Origin of the sequence: Acinetobacter sp. YH16052, assembly GCF_013417155.1 — a bacterium.
In the GTDB taxonomy this organism is placed as follows: Bacteria; Pseudomonadota; Gammaproteobacteria; order Pseudomonadales; family Moraxellaceae; genus Acinetobacter.
Genome location: NZ_VPEO01000007.1, coordinates 40,784 through 54,417, shown reverse-complemented (window position 1 = coordinate 54,417; position 13,634 = coordinate 40,784). Strand labels below are relative to the sequence as shown.

Sequence of the window (13,634 nt, the reverse complement as noted above, 5' to 3'; positions counted from 1 at the left end):
TAAAAATGATCACTTGGGTGGCTGAGGTCCGGACATATCGACCAATAGCCCAGTGAATTTGCGTACGAACGGCAATAAGGTCACCACAATCGGAAAAGCAATCGCCCAGGAAATCATCCAGTTATGAAACCAGAGTGCCATAAATCCATCAATCCAACCAAGATTGCGCAGCATATTGATCATGGAAATAATGCCACTCATCAGGCAGGACAGGATAAAAGGCACAATAATCAATGCCCATTTTGCAGGGAGTTTGGGAATATGACCGATAATGGTCGGACGTTGTGATGCAGCCACGACATGCTCTTTTTACTGTTTTCAGATGACTAATATAAGCCAAATTCTATACGGTGGAGCATTGTTTTTTTTCATCTGAAATGTTGAGCTAAAAACTGGTTTTATTTTCACGGGATTAATCCGGTTATTACCCCTTTCTCTAGTTCAAAATTTCTGGTGAAGTGATCTTCTACTTTTTATTCCCTAGAAATGCTTTTACCTAAACAGCCTGAAATTTGCTATATTTGCTGTTTTTCTGCGATCTCTATTTTCGACTGATTATGAATACGGCAATACAAGCAGCTCTCGATCATGCAGTGCACACTTTACAGGCACAAGGCGTACTCCCATCTGACTGGAACAATACAAGTAATTTGACGCGTACCAAAGACCGAAGCCATGGTGACTTTGCGTCGAATATTGCCATGATCGCGTCGAAAGCTGCGGGTATGAAGCCACGTGATTTAGCGGAAAAAATTCTTGCTGCCCTGCCTGAAGTGGCAGATATCAGCAAGGCAGAAATTGCCGGTCCTGGTTTTATTAACTTCTTCCTGAATGCTGACCAGCGCTTTGCAGTCCTTGATCAAATCCAGGCACAACAGGCGACTTATGGTCGTACCCAGGTCAATGCGGATAAACGTATTCAGGTTGAATTCGTTTCTGCCAACCCAACCTCTAGCCTGCACGTAGGTCATGGTCGTGGTGCCGCGTATGGTATGACGGTTGCGAATTTGCTTGAAGCGACTGGTGCTAAAGTCGACCGCGAATACTATGTCAATGATGCTGGCCGTCAAATGGACATTCTGGCGACTTCGACTTATCTGCGCTACTTAGAATTAACGGGTCAGGAACTGGTGTTCCCGAAAAATGCCTACCAGGGTGACTACGTAAAAGAAATTGCACAAAGCATTATTGACCAGGATGGCGATGCTTATGTCCGTCCTGTGGCCGACGTGTATAAAGATGTGCCTGAAGATGTACAGTTTGCAGCCGAATTAGATGCTGATGGCAATAAAGTCGTATTGTCTGGTGATAAAGAAAAACACATTGATGGTTTGATCTTTAATTCACAAGCGTTAATTGGCACAGGCTACCGCGTATTCTTGCAAGCCGCGCTTAAAGCAATCTTAGATGATATTAAAGATGACCTCGGCGAGTTTGGTGTAACCTTCAATCAATGGTTCAGCGAAGAATCATTGACAGACAAAATTGAAGAAGCCTTACAGACCTTAGATCAGCGTGGTTTCCTGTATGAACTGGATGGCAACATCTGGTTCAAATCCACTGCATTCGGTGATGAAAAAGACCGTGTCGTGAAACGTCGTAATGGTCAGACCACTTACTTCGCGTCTGACATCGCTTACCACCTGAACAAGTTACAACGTGGCTATACCGATATCATCGATATCTGGGGTTCAGATCACCACGGTTATATCGCACGTGTAAAAGCGGCCATTGATGCGCTGGGCTATGACTCGAAAAAATTAACGGTTCTTCTGGTTCAGTTCGTGAGCCTATGGCGTGGCGGCGAGATGGTACAAATGTCATCCCGTTCAGGCCAGTTTGTGACCTTGCGTGATCTGCGTAAAGAAGTTGGCAATGATGCTGCACGTTTTTACTACGTAATGCGTAAGTCTGAACAGCACATTGATTTTGACCTGGATCTTGCTGTGTCACAAAGCAAGGACAATGCAGTGTATTACATCCAGTATGCACACGCCCGTATCTGTCGTATGTTAGAAAAAGCAGCGTCTACCAATGTCAACTTTGATGCTACAGCAGCACGTAATTTGGCGGCTAAGCTGGAGCTTGATGCTGAAACTGAAATCCTGGCCAAACTAGCGGCCTATCCGGAAATTCTGGTCCGTGCTGCAAACAGCTATGAACCACATCAAATCGGTAATTACCTGAAAGAGCTGGCAGCCTTGTTCCACGGCTGGTACAACGACAATAAAGTACTCGGTGATGATGCTGAATTGACCCAAGCACGCTTATTGTTATCAGTGAACGTGCGTCAGGTAGTGCGTAACGGTTTAGAACTTTTAGGTGTGTCAGCTCCTGAATCAATGTAAAGCACTGCTTTTACATTGATGCAAGAAGGTAAATAGTCAAAGCACTGCTTTTACATTGATGCAAGACAAGAGCTAGGCTCGAAGCGAGCATGTAAGCAAAACACTGCCGTTTATCTGCTGAGCAGACATTTTGTAACTTCGGCTATGTGCTTGAAGATACAGATAAATTAAAATTCTGTGTGATTTGTGATCTAGAGGATGACTTTTGTATCCTGATCACATAGGATGAAGTGATAGTAGGGGCATAACTGCTGTTATGCCTTTTCTATATGTCCCGATTAATAAGAGGAAAATCCCAAGTGTTTGGAAAAACGCAGCGCGGTGTATCTGAAAGACCGAATAAGCCTAAAAAGCCACTTATTCCAACCTGGCTCGGCACACTCGTGATCATTTTAATCGTGTTAAGTTTTTTAATGGCACTGATGCTCTGGAAGCCATGGGAACCGGTCAAACCGAAAACTCAAACAAGTGCTGAATCTGTCCAAGAAGAAGATACCAATAAAGATTACCGTTTTTATGACCTGTTACCACAGCAACAAGTGACGCCTATTCCTGAACAGGCCGTCCCTGAAAACAAAAATCAGGATACGGTAGTAATTGTAGAAGCGCCTCGACCTGAAGTAGCTCCACCTGAGGCGACCACAACTGAGCCTGGCTTAGAAGCCAGTGAAGCGCCTGTTGCCGCTCCGGCCAGTTATATTCTGCAAGTCCGCAGCTTTGATGACCCGGATCAGGCCGATGCCCGCCGTGCTGAAATTATTCTCAATGGTTTATCTGCCGATGTGGTACGCAGTGTAGAAAATGGCAAAGTCTGGTATCGCGTGGTTTCAGGCCCTTATGATTCTGCAGAAGCCGCGATTATGGCACAGCAAACCTTGCAGAATAGCGGGATCGATTCCATCGTCGTGAAACGATAAATTTCTAGAAATAAAAAAAAGCGCCTGAGGGTGCTTTTTTTTATTTGGATCTCTCTCTAACCGTGTCCTTAATAGGAGAGGAAATCCCCCTTTTTTAAAGGGGGACTGAGGGGGATTTTTATTTATTCTAAACGAGAAAATATTTAATCCCTCCAACCTCCCTTTAATAAAGGGAGGGTAAAATCTTTAAACTGTATGCCCCAGCGCTTCACCCATATTCACCAAAGAATTGGCCTTGAATACGGCATCCCACTGCATTTTATTTTCTTCGAATAAAATCACTGCTGTTGAACCGAGGTAGAAACGACCCAGTTCTGCCCCTTTTTCCAGGAACAGATCATGCTGATTAAGTTCGATCCGGCCTGAAGGCTTCACTTTGCCGGTTGCCACGGTTTCAATACCCGCCACAATCATCGCACCGACCAATACCACCGCCATACGGCCGATTTCAGTATCAAACAGACAGACCATACGTTCATTGCGTGCAAACAGGCCCGGAATATTTTCTGCGGTCACCTGATTGACCGAGAATAGCTCGCCCGGTACATATAACGTTTCAGTCAAGGTGCCAGCAAATGGCATATGCACCCGATGATAATCACGTGGCGACAAATATACGGTCGCAAATTCACCGTTTTTGAATGGCTCGGCCAGTTGCGGATCAGCAATCAGTGCTTCAACGGTAAATTTCTGGCCTTTGGCCTGAAACACATCGCCATTTTCAATTTTACCCAGCTGGGAAATCGCACCATCTGCAGGCGAAACAATGCTCGTAGCATCTGGATCAACTGCACGGATACCTTCTTTTAGGGCACGGGTAAAAAATTCATTAAATGATTTGAATTTCAGGGCATTGGCCTGTTCAGCAATCGACATATCAATACCATACTGCGCCTTAAAGGCAGTAATTGCAGCAGTTTTGATAATCGGGTTTTCGCTGGCGGCAATTTTACCCACCACCCGAGACAAGCGATGTTGCGGTACTAATCGTTGAGCTTTAATAAAAAACTGTTGTTTTAAACGTGATTTGATGCTCAAGATGGCAGCTCCCCTGTAGCGATTGGACTATCGAGGCGGTTGCCCCATTCACTCCACGCACCATCATAGGCTCGAATTTTCCAGCCCAGTAAACGACCCAGAATATAGGCCAAACCTGAGCGGTGATGGGACTGGCAGTACACCACAACGGGTTGATTCAAATCAAAGCCCAGTTGTTCCAGACGCTGCTGAGTACGTGGTAAAGGCTGTAATTTTAAATGATTTTCGCGATTAAGGGCAGTACTCCATTCAAAATGACGTGCTCCCGGAATGTGACCGCCGCGTCGAGCCGCTAAACGTAGGCCAGTATATTCATCTTGCGTGCGGCAATCCCAAATTTGAACCTGTTGATTTTCAACCTGTTGGCGCAGTTCATCATAGCCAATCTGAAAATTTGCCTGATGCTCAAGATTGACCTGCAACACGTTCTTCACTGGTGCAAACTGTTCCTTATTGGAAGAAGTCGGCAAACCGGCACCAAGCCAGGCATGAATCCCGCCATTCAATAGGCTGGTATTTTCAAAACCCAAACAATGCAGGTTCCAGAGCAAACGCCCTGCCCATGCCCCGCCCTCATCATCATAAGCCACCACATGATGTTCAGGAGAAATATTCAGATAATCAATGAGAGCCTGCAAGCCTTCGGTATCCGGTAACAGTCCCATCGCCGTTTCTTCCTGACGCACCAGAAGTTTAGGCTTTAAATGCAAGGCATGCGGAATATGCAGCTGCTCATACACAGAGGCACGGCTCAGGTCGACAATACGAAGTTTTTCATGGCCCAAATAGGGAACTAAATCTTCTGCCTCAATCAGCAGGCCAAAATTAAAAGCTGCAGCGGTCATCGTTATCATGGCTATTATTGGTCAAATCCTGTTGATCTTAGCACAGCTGGTTTTTACACTGATGTGCTTTCTTTGCAGATGATTAGCAAGATTTTAGCTAAACCCTGGTGTTAAATAAGCTTGCATAAAAAAACCGCCTCTATATAGAAACGGTTCTTAAAAATTATGAATTTTTCAAACTGACTTAAGCAGGTTCATTGATCTCAAAAACCTGACGCAAATAGGCCAAGAACGTATCATTATCGGTCATGGTTTTGCCCGGACTATCCGAGATTTTGGCTACTGACTGACGGTTACATTCCACCAGTTTCAGCACGATATTGAGTGGGGTTTGCCCCATATCATTGGTCAGATTGGTGCCAATGCCGAAACTGACCTGAAAACGGTCTTTAAAGTACTGATGCAATTTCCAGGCTTTTTCCAGATTCAGGCCATCACTAAAAGTCAGCATCTTGGTTTTGCTGTCTATTTTCAGCTTTTTATAATGCGCATAGGCCTTGTCACCCCATTCATAAGGGTCGCCACTATCATGACGCAAGCCATCAAACAGCTTGGCAAAGTACAGATCAAAGTCGCGCAGGAATGCATCCATCCCCACCACATCGGTCAAGGCAATACCCAAGTCACCACGATATTCCTGTACCCAGCTTTCCAGTGCAGATTTCTGGAAATTACGTAAACGTACGTCCAGCGCCTGAAAAGCTTGCAGGAATTCATGCGCCATGGTACCAATCGGGGTAATGCCCAGCTCTTTGGCTAACAGTACATTACTGGTCCCACGGAACACATGCGGTGCGGCTTTGTGAAATTCTTCGACCACATGCTTTTGCCAATCGAAACTGTAACGGCGACGCGTACCAAAATCTGACACCAAGAATGGTGGATCATTGGGGTTTTGCGCAGCATCATACTGTTTTAATAGCTCGATTTTGGCTTTTAAACGGTGTTCGCCTTCAGCCAACACTTCAGGCGTGCGAATGCGGCTGAAATACAGTTCATTGACAATCGCCAGTACGAAGATCTCGAACATCATCGCCTGAACCATCGGGCCTTCCACCACAATATCCAGACGGCCTTGACTGTCGATACTGGCCTTGATGAAACGGCGCTTGAGCTGGAACAGTTCCAGATAATCCACAAAATCGCTTTTGATAAAACGTAAGCTTCTTAAATATTGCAGTTCATCTTCTTTGAATTTTAGCTGACACAGCAGGTCCAGTTGATGATTGAGATCATCCAGAATATCCGTCAGTGGATAGACTGTATCTTCCAGATTACGACAACGGAAATGGTAGACACTATGCGTTTGCGGAAACTTGTGTAAGACCACTTGTAACATGGTGAATTTGTACAAGTCAGTATCTAACAGAGAATGGATAATTGGAGCCATAACTAAGGGAATATCGCTGTGCTTATCTCTGCATTAAAGCATAAAAAGTCGTGCAATAATGCAAGATTTACGTACAGCTGGCTGTATTTGCGACAAAAGTATCAGAAGCATAACCCGGTTTATTTCTGTGATTTGAACTGAGCTTTTTCCTGTTCCTGAATCAGTTTCTGCAACTGTTTTTCCTGACCAATGACCTTAGCAAATTCGGCTGTGGTCTTTTGTCCGGTTTTTTTCGCCTGGGCATCACAATCCACCTGACGCAGCTGCTTGGCAATCGCAAATTCCATCTTGAATAAAGCCCCCATCAAGGCTGTATTGCCTCGATTATCTCGAGCACAGCGGTCGGCACCATGTTTAAGCAAGCTGGCGACAATATCCTGATGACCATAATAAGTCGCCATCATCAGTGGTGTATAACCGTCTTTATTGCGTACATCGACCGGAAAGCCGTGTTTTAAAAATTCGTTGATAACTTCGCTATTGCCAATTTTAGCCGCAGCAAAGAACAGGTCGACCAATTCCTGTTGTGAGTTCATCTGAACATGGTTCACGCTTTTAGCGGGGGAGATATCCTTCGCGACAGTCACGTTTGCGAATGCGGAACCTATCGTGAGAATACTGGCTAAAAACACAGATGACATAACTTTCATGATGAACTCCAGCAGAAATCGAAAGGGAATTTAAGTCTTGAAAGACTGAATTGTCCTGAGTTGAGATGAAAAACGGAGTGCCTGTAAAACTCCCCCTAGGGTGCAGGAAAGGTTTGGAGTATTACAGGACTTTTTGGAGGTGATGCGCTATGCCCTAGTCACCAGTTCCTCAAGACCAATCGGGATTAGTCTTTTAATTTTGCAGCTTTGGCTTTAACAGTCGCCAGGTTACCGTTCACTGCCTTGGTCATGCGGGTACCGTAGTCAGCATCTGCCTTGTAGAAGTAAGACAACATGATGTGCTTGGTTTCTGAATCTTTCACTGCACCTAAGTCAGCAGCAAGGTTCATGATCAGGTCATCTTTCTCTTTAGCCGTGTATGAACGGTACAGCTCACCTGCCTGCTTGAAGTTTTGCTCTTTCACACCAATTTGCTGTACATGACCAGATAATGGTGTTTGTACCGCACGTGCTTTTTCAGTTGCAGCTTTTGGCTCTTTACGGCTTGGCTCATAGTTCACATCCGAGTCACGCTCAGAGATATTCATGTAGCCATCCTGATTATTGTTGTTCACATTTACCACTGGACGGTTCACCGGAATTTGCTGGTGATTCGCGCCTAAACGGTACATTTGGGTATCTGAATAAGAGAAGATACGGCCTTGTAACAGACGGTCTTCTGATGGCTCGATACCTGGTACCAGGTTACCTGGTGCAAATGCCGACTGTTCAGTCTCGTTGAAGAAGTTCTTTGGCATACGGTTCAGCGTCAAAGTACCGACTTTGGTTTCTGGAACCAGATTGGTTGGCCAGATTTTGGTTGGATCTAACGGATCAAAATCAAAGCTGTTTAGATCTTTAGGATCAATCACCTGAATATATAGATCCCATTTCGGGAAATTACCCGCATAGATGTTGTTATATAGATCATTGGTCAAGTGGTTGAAATCTTTACCCTGCTGTTCAGCCGCTTCTTTCACGTTCAGGCCTTTCACGCCCTGTTTAGAGCGGAAGTTGAATTTCACGTACTTGTATTCGCCTTTGTCGTTATACAGTTTGTAAGCGTGAACACCAAAACCGTCCTGTTCACGATAGCTAGTTGGAACACCTTGCTTGCCATACACATAAGTCAGCATGTTGGTTGCCCATGGCTGGCTCGACAGGAAGTCAAACACACGGTTAGCATCTTGGACATTCGTTACTGGGCTTGGCTTCATGGCATGAATGAAGTCCGGGAACTTGATTGCATCACGGATAAAGAATACCGGTGTCTGGTTACCGACCAAGTCCCAGTTACCTTCTTGAGTGTAGAATTTCAATGCAAAACCGTGTGGGTCACGTAGAGTTTCTGGTGAACCTTTACCATGAATTACGGTAGAGAAACGTAGGAAAACTGGAGTTTTAGTCCCCGCTTTGAACAACGAAGCGAGGGTAAGATCAGATAGATCTTTGGTCGCAACGAATTCACCATATGCCCCTGTACCACGCGCATGTACGACACGCTCAGGAATACGCTCACGACCAAAACGTTGTAATTTTTGTACCAGTTGAACGTCCTGAAGGAGTACTGAACCATTTGGACCCGCAGTGATCGAGTTCTGGTTATCACCGACTGGTGCGCCATTGTCTTTAGTTAAAGGAGCAGCTTGTGCAGCTGTGACAGTTGCAATCATTGCAACCAGTAATGAACGCTTAAACATTTCTAAATCTCTCAATTTATTACCTTTCCTGCATGGGCTAAGATACGCCAACACAATAAATAGATAAAACAGATTATTTTTATTAATTCAATCGTTTTAATGGATTTAAAAAAATTAATCAATTGATTTTCAGATATTTAAAGTTCATAAAAACAGCATCTCATACTGCTCCAGATTTTATTTTTGCTACAATCACGTCCATCTATCATTAGCAGTCCATATGTAAAATGCGTGCCTTATTACAAAGAGTTTTAGAAGCTAAAGTCGTGGTCGAGGGTGAAACCACTGGGGAAATTGAAAAAGGAATTCTGGTTTTTCTAGGTTTAGGTAAAGATGACAATCTGGAAAAAGGCAAAAAGCTGATTGATAAGATATTGAAATACCGTTTCTTTGATGATGAACAGGGTAAAATGGGCTGGAACGTTGCCCAGGCCGACGGTGGTTTATTGCTGGTTTCACAATTTACCTTGATGGCACAGACCCAGAAGGGTTTACGTCCAGACTTTGGCCCCGCTATGCCGCCTGCCGAGGCTAAAGCACTTTATGAGCAGCTGGTAGAATATGCCCAAAGCCAGTTTGAACATGTGCAAACCGGTATTTTTGCCGCCGACATGAAAGTGCATCTGGTCAATGATGGGCCGGTGACGTTTAATCTGGAAGTTGAATAAGTTTTAATTATTCCAGAATTCAAAAAGCCCTCATATTTGAGGGCTTTTTTTATTTAATCCTCCCCTAGCCCCTCCTTTAAAAAGGAGGGGGAACTAAGCGGAAGTTTCTTATTTACCAGTTTTTTCTTTAATAAACTGACGTACCATTTTCACTTTTTCTTTGACTGGCTTTGGCAATTTTGGTGGAATCATTTTTGCCACCTGGTTAAACCAAACCAGCAGGCCAAAGTCGCCTTCCATTTTAATGGTGCCACTTTGCATGCCGGTCATAAATGCCGTCGGGTCACCTTTGACCAAGGTCTTCACACCCTGCTCACTGTCAGCAAACTGCAACACAAAATCAGCTTTTTCAGCATCACCAGAAACGGTATCAATATGACCGTTATCCACAATAATCTGACGTGCCATACCTTCATCCGTACCAATCTGGATACGGAATTGACGCCCATGTACCAGTTCAATGAATTTTGGGCTGGTACGTGCCAACTGCTTCATACGTAAAGCTAAACCTGCGACCAGTAAGTCCAGCGGATCTGTACTCATATCAATAAGAGGAAGTTTTAACACAGGAATGGACGACAGTTTCATGGAGGATGCCTATTCTAATTGTACGAAAATTGACAAATATCCTAGCATAGTTCTGGGCTAGGTGGATTATGCAGTTTGTATCATATTTCCAAACTGAAAAATGCACCCGTGGGTGCATTTTTTTCATTACAACTTGTAGAATTAACGGCTTGAAAGCTGCTGCTGGTCGTCTTCATACACTGGCGTATGTTCGATGCAACGGCGTTTTGCCAAAGCACGCTCAGCACGACGATCTTCACGCAACAACAGGCCAGTCACCACCATCATGACCGCAGTTAACGCGCTCAGATAACTATACGTCATTGGTAGCTCAAACCAAGTTTGAGTTCCTACACGAATCACCTCGATCAGGCCCCATACCAGCATCCCGGCCGCCATAAAGCTTAACCAGCGACGATAAGGCGAGAAGAACACAGCAAGCACAGCTACAGCGACTAAACTGAAGCCCACAATCGTTGCTAAATGCGCTGTTACCATATAACCCCCTCCATCCAGATAGATAGTTCCCGCTTGATATTGCAACGCTTCTATCTATTGAATTTCGTTAAATCAATAAAATGAAATCTGTTGATTTGTATCTCTATGCCTGCATTATGCTGAGTTTTTTGCATAAAAAAAGTCCTGTCATCCAGCCTAACGACATACTTTGTCGCGATATTATATTGTCATTACATTTTTTGCTTTTCACATTTTTGTGGATCAATGACTGCGCCAATGTTGGCGTGTCATTACAAAATTATCAGTAGTTTTTTTAAGTTAAAAAATTATTTTTCCGTTTAAGATGATCGATGTTTTTGTAGGCAAATTTCATCGCTCACTTATGCAACTCACATCATAAGCAATAAAAAACGCGACCCGGAGGTCGCGTTTAAAATCAATCAAAGCCTGTACTTATGCACGGTTCAGGTCTTTATCATGTACACCGAGCAGATACAGCACACCGTCCAGACCGACGCTAGAAATTGCCTGATTGGCATTTTGACGTACCAAAGGTTTGGCACGGAAAGCCACACCGAGTCCTGCAATGGATAACATTGGCAAGTCATTGGCGCCATCACCGACTGCAATGGTTTGTTCTAGGGAAATTCCCATTTCTTGGGCGATTTCACCGAGCAAGAGTGCTTTGCGTGCGCCATCGACGATATGGCCTTTGACTTCACCAGTAACGACCCCATCCTGCACATCAAGCGCATTGGCATGCACTTCATCAATATCCAGTTTAGTTTGTAGATATTCCGCAAAATACTGAAAACCACCAGAAAGAATTGCGGTACGGTAACCCAATGCTTTTAAAGTCGAAATCAGGCGTTCAGCCCCTTCGGTGATGGTCAGGCGCTCAGCAATTTTCGGAAGTACCGATGCATCCATACCTTTCAATAAGGCCACACGCGCACGGAAGCTTTGCTGGAAGTCCAACTCGCCTTGCATGGCACGTTCGGTAATTTCTGCGACCTGCTCACCGACACCGGCTTCAATGGCCAGTTCGTCAATGACTTCCTGCTCGATCAGGGTCGAGTCCATATCGAAGCACACCAGACGGCGGTTACGGCGATAGGCATTATCTTCCTGCACCGCAACATCGACATTCAGTTCATTCGACAGGCTGAGACAGGCCGCACGCATGGCAGCTGCATCTAGCATTTGTCCACTTAAACCGAACTGGACACAGGCACGTTTTGGCCCTGCGCTCTGGCCATCTAAAATGGGGCGGCCAGACAGACGGGTCACGGTTTCAATATTAAAGCCCTGACCCGAGACAATCTGGGTCACGGCTTGCAGATGAGAGGCATTTAATTCAGGGGCCAATGCCGTTACGATATAACGTGTGCGTCCACCCTCTTTGACCCACTGATCATATTCAGTCGCAGAGATCGGTTTAAAGCGCACAGTTAACCCGATATCATGTGCTAGAATCAGGATCTCCTTCATGGCTAATGCTGTCGCTGTCTGGTCTTCAGAGGCTACAACAATACCTAAGGTTAACTGATTATGAATAACCGCTTGCCCTACATCTAAAATCTGTAAGGAATGGGCGGACAAAACCTGCATTAATCGTGTAAATTGATTAGGCTGGTCAGGTCCTAAGAATGATATAAGAATGATTTCTCGCATGAATTGACTCGGGTCTGAGCTACAACTATTGTTAGAATCATAATCGAAATTGAACAGAATTGCCTTGGAAGTTTACGTTGAATGCGCCTAGACAAGGGCTATTTGCTAGCCTATTGATTGTAAGTTTTGCTCTGCATACCTTTTTACTGGTATTGGCAACCACTCACCAACTGAATGAAAACCGTGCCAATCAGGGACAGCTGATCACCAGTCAACTGGTGACAGACAGCCTGTCTGAGCTTGAACCACCCAACCGCGTTTCTCTGGCGTTGCTGGCAAATCGTTATGCCACCAATCCAAGTGTCGCTTCCATCCGGATTCTAGATGCGAAAGCTCAGGTTTTAGCCACTGGCGGACTGACCAAAACCCGCGAGGGTGAAGTTTTTGTCCGTGATGCGCTGCAAAATGAGAAAAAAGTCGGTGTGATTGAAATCACTCTGATTGAACCAAGTATTGGTGAAATTCTGCGCACACAATGGCTGGCAATTCTGTTCTCGTTCATCATTCATGGTCTGCTCTGGGTCGCTTATCGTGCTGTGGCACGTCCAAGCCGCACCGAATATCTGGCGCGCATCAATAACGAATCGCGGCTGAAATTCGAGATTCAGACCCTGACCCAGGCATTGGAACAGGAAAAGCATAATGCGGCACTGGCGATTGCCCAGGCCCAACAGGCAGTGAAAAACAAAGCCAAAGAAAAAGAACATAAGCCGGCGGTACTGGAGAGCGATAGCCTGAGCTTAAACATCCAGTTCTACGATCCAAAACAGTTACTGGATAGCGTGAATAAAACCGTTTCGGTGCCTTATTTCAATCTTTGCCAGATTTTTCTGAATAAAGCCACCGAACTCTGTGTGCAACGCTATAAGTTGAATAGTTCTGATATTTGTACCGTACATAAATTTGATGAAAAAGGTGCCACCATCAGTATCGCGGCAGACAAACCGAATGCCCTGGCCTGCCTGACCATGATCAGTGCTGTGTTCCAGCTGCTTTCGGAAGTCCTGTATAAACGCTATCGTGAAGAAAAACGTTTTGTGCTACAAACCCGCAGCGCGATTGCTTCTAAAGTCGAGGAAATGCAGCTCAGCTCGGTACAGGCCGCTGAGCGCCTGACTCAGCATCTGGTCGCGAAAGAAAGTGCCTTACATGTACCGAACACCTTGCTGAAAGATGTGAGTGATCACTTCCAGCTGGTCAGCATGCCAAATCCAACCAATGTCCTGACCCGTCATGCTTTTGTGGTGAATGGGATGGATGCTGAAAGCGCCGAGCTGGCACAGACTTTTAGAACCGAAATTCTAAAATCCAAACAGTCCAAAGCCTCATAAATATCCCTGAATGTTGCAATTAAAAAAGCCGGATTCAACATCCGGCT

13 protein-coding genes are annotated in these 13,634 nt (G+C 45.0%); 4 read left to right on the top strand and 9 right to left on the bottom strand.

The features are described 5' to 3' along the window. Positions 1-9: 9 nt before the first annotated feature. Positions 10-297 (bottom strand): DUF2798 domain-containing protein, encoded by a 288-nt coding sequence (locus tag FTV42_RS06670; protein WP_004647201.1) that lies wholly within the window; start codon positions 295-297, stop codon positions 10-12. A 260-nt stretch (positions 298-557) separates the two neighbouring features. Here FTV42_RS06670 and argS point away from each other — a divergent pair, with 260 nt between their 5' ends. Together argS and FTV42_RS06660 are read left to right on the top strand one after the other, a co-directional pair. Further along, a complete protein-coding gene (gene argS / locus FTV42_RS06665) occupies positions 558-2,348 on the top strand; it encodes an arginine--tRNA ligase (RefSeq protein ID WP_180038136.1) in 1,791 nt (596 codons plus the stop codon). A gap of 299 nt (positions 2,349-2,647) precedes the next feature. Further along, complete coding sequence (locus tag FTV42_RS06660; protein ID WP_180038134.1) at positions 2,648-3,265, top strand: SPOR domain-containing protein; 618 nt, start codon at positions 2,648-2,650, stop codon at positions 3,263-3,265. Between the two features lie 186 nt (positions 3,266-3,451). On the opposite strand, the gene asd is transcribed toward FTV42_RS06660, so the two are convergent. From asd to FTV42_RS06635, 5 genes are all read right to left on the bottom strand, one after another. Continuing rightward, positions 3,452-4,303 (bottom strand): archaetidylserine decarboxylase, encoded by an 852-nt coding sequence (gene asd, locus FTV42_RS06655; RefSeq protein ID WP_180038132.1) that lies wholly within the window; start codon positions 4,301-4,303, stop codon positions 3,452-3,454. Further along, complete coding sequence (locus FTV42_RS06650) at positions 4,300-5,148, bottom strand: sulfurtransferase (RefSeq protein WP_180038130.1); 849 nt, start codon at positions 5,146-5,148, stop codon at positions 4,300-4,302. The genes asd and FTV42_RS06650 overlap by 4 nt, the downstream gene beginning before the upstream one ends. A gap of 184 nt (positions 5,149-5,332) precedes the next feature. Beyond that, positions 5,333-6,538 carry a nicotinate phosphoribosyltransferase gene (gene pncB / locus FTV42_RS06645; RefSeq protein ID WP_004729084.1) on the bottom strand — a complete coding sequence of 402 codons (1,206 nt, stop codon included), beginning with the start codon at positions 6,536-6,538 and terminating at the stop codon, positions 5,333-5,335. A 119-nt stretch (positions 6,539-6,657) separates the two neighbouring features. Continuing rightward, positions 6,658-7,188, bottom strand: a complete 531-nt coding sequence (locus FTV42_RS06640; RefSeq protein ID WP_180038127.1) for an ankyrin repeat domain-containing protein — start codon at positions 7,186-7,188, stop codon at positions 6,658-6,660. 185 nt (positions 7,189-7,373) lie between these two features. Beyond that, on the bottom strand, positions 7,374-8,888 hold the full coding sequence (locus FTV42_RS06635) for a catalase (RefSeq protein WP_180038244.1): 1,515 nt from the start codon (positions 8,886-8,888) through the stop codon (positions 7,374-7,376). A gap of 227 nt (positions 8,889-9,115) precedes the next feature. On the opposite strand from FTV42_RS06635, the gene dtd reads away from it, so the two are divergent. Next, positions 9,116-9,556: a D-aminoacyl-tRNA deacylase gene (dtd, locus tag FTV42_RS06630; RefSeq protein ID WP_005094942.1), complete on the top strand. Its 441-nt coding sequence runs from the start codon at positions 9,116-9,118 to the stop codon at positions 9,554-9,556. Between the two features lie 108 nt (positions 9,557-9,664). On the opposite strand, the gene FTV42_RS06625 is transcribed toward dtd, so the two are convergent. The 3 genes from FTV42_RS06625 to serB all read right to left on the bottom strand — a co-directional run bounded on the left by FTV42_RS06625 (position 9,665) and on the right by serB (position 12,256). Next, positions 9,665-10,144 carry an SCP2 sterol-binding domain-containing protein gene (locus tag FTV42_RS06625; RefSeq protein WP_004647189.1) on the bottom strand — a complete coding sequence of 160 codons (480 nt, stop codon included), beginning with the start codon at positions 10,142-10,144 and terminating at the stop codon, positions 9,665-9,667. 141 nt (positions 10,145-10,285) lie between these two features. Continuing rightward, on the bottom strand, positions 10,286-10,621 hold the full coding sequence (gene aciT / locus FTV42_RS06620; RefSeq protein ID WP_005094938.1) for a ciprofloxacin tolerance protein AciT: 336 nt from the start codon (positions 10,619-10,621) through the stop codon (positions 10,286-10,288). 414 nt (positions 10,622-11,035) lie between these two features. After that, complete coding sequence (gene serB / locus FTV42_RS06615; RefSeq protein ID WP_005094936.1) at positions 11,036-12,256, bottom strand: phosphoserine phosphatase SerB; 1,221 nt, start codon at positions 12,254-12,256, stop codon at positions 11,036-11,038. Between the two features lie 77 nt (positions 12,257-12,333). Between serB and FTV42_RS06610 the strand changes: the two genes are divergently transcribed. Then, complete coding sequence (locus FTV42_RS06610) at positions 12,334-13,587, top strand: hypothetical protein (RefSeq protein ID WP_004729076.1); 1,254 nt, start codon at positions 12,334-12,336, stop codon at positions 13,585-13,587. Positions 13,588-13,634 lie beyond the last annotated feature (47 nt).

Excerpts from the sequence above, each read along its gene's own strand:
- argS (WP_180038136.1), top strand. The coding sequence starts at position 558 with ATGAATACGGCAATACAAGCAGCTCTCGATCATGCAGTGCACACTTTA.
- FTV42_RS06650 (WP_180038130.1), bottom strand. The coding sequence starts at position 5,148 with ATGACCGCTGCAGCTTTTAATTTTGGCCTGCTGATTGAGGCAGAAGAT.
- pncB (WP_004729084.1), bottom strand. The coding sequence starts at position 6,538 with ATGGCTCCAATTATCCATTCTCTGTTAGATACTGACTTGTACAAATTC.
- FTV42_RS06640 (WP_180038127.1), bottom strand. The coding sequence starts at position 7,188 with ATGAAAGTTATGTCATCTGTGTTTTTAGCCAGTATTCTCACGATAGGT.
- FTV42_RS06635 (WP_180038244.1), bottom strand. The coding sequence starts at position 8,888 with ATGTTTAAGCGTTCATTACTGGTTGCAATGATTGCAACTGTCACAGCT.
- dtd (WP_005094942.1), top strand. The coding sequence starts at position 9,116 with ATGCGTGCCTTATTACAAAGAGTTTTAGAAGCTAAAGTCGTGGTCGAG.
- FTV42_RS06625 (WP_004647189.1), bottom strand. The coding sequence starts at position 10,144 with ATGAAACTGTCGTCCATTCCTGTGTTAAAACTTCCTCTTATTGATATG.
- aciT (WP_005094938.1), bottom strand. The coding sequence starts at position 10,621 with ATGGTAACAGCGCATTTAGCAACGATTGTGGGCTTCAGTTTAGTCGCT.
- serB (WP_005094936.1), bottom strand. The coding sequence starts at position 12,256 with ATGCGAGAAATCATTCTTATATCATTCTTAGGACCTGACCAGCCTAAT.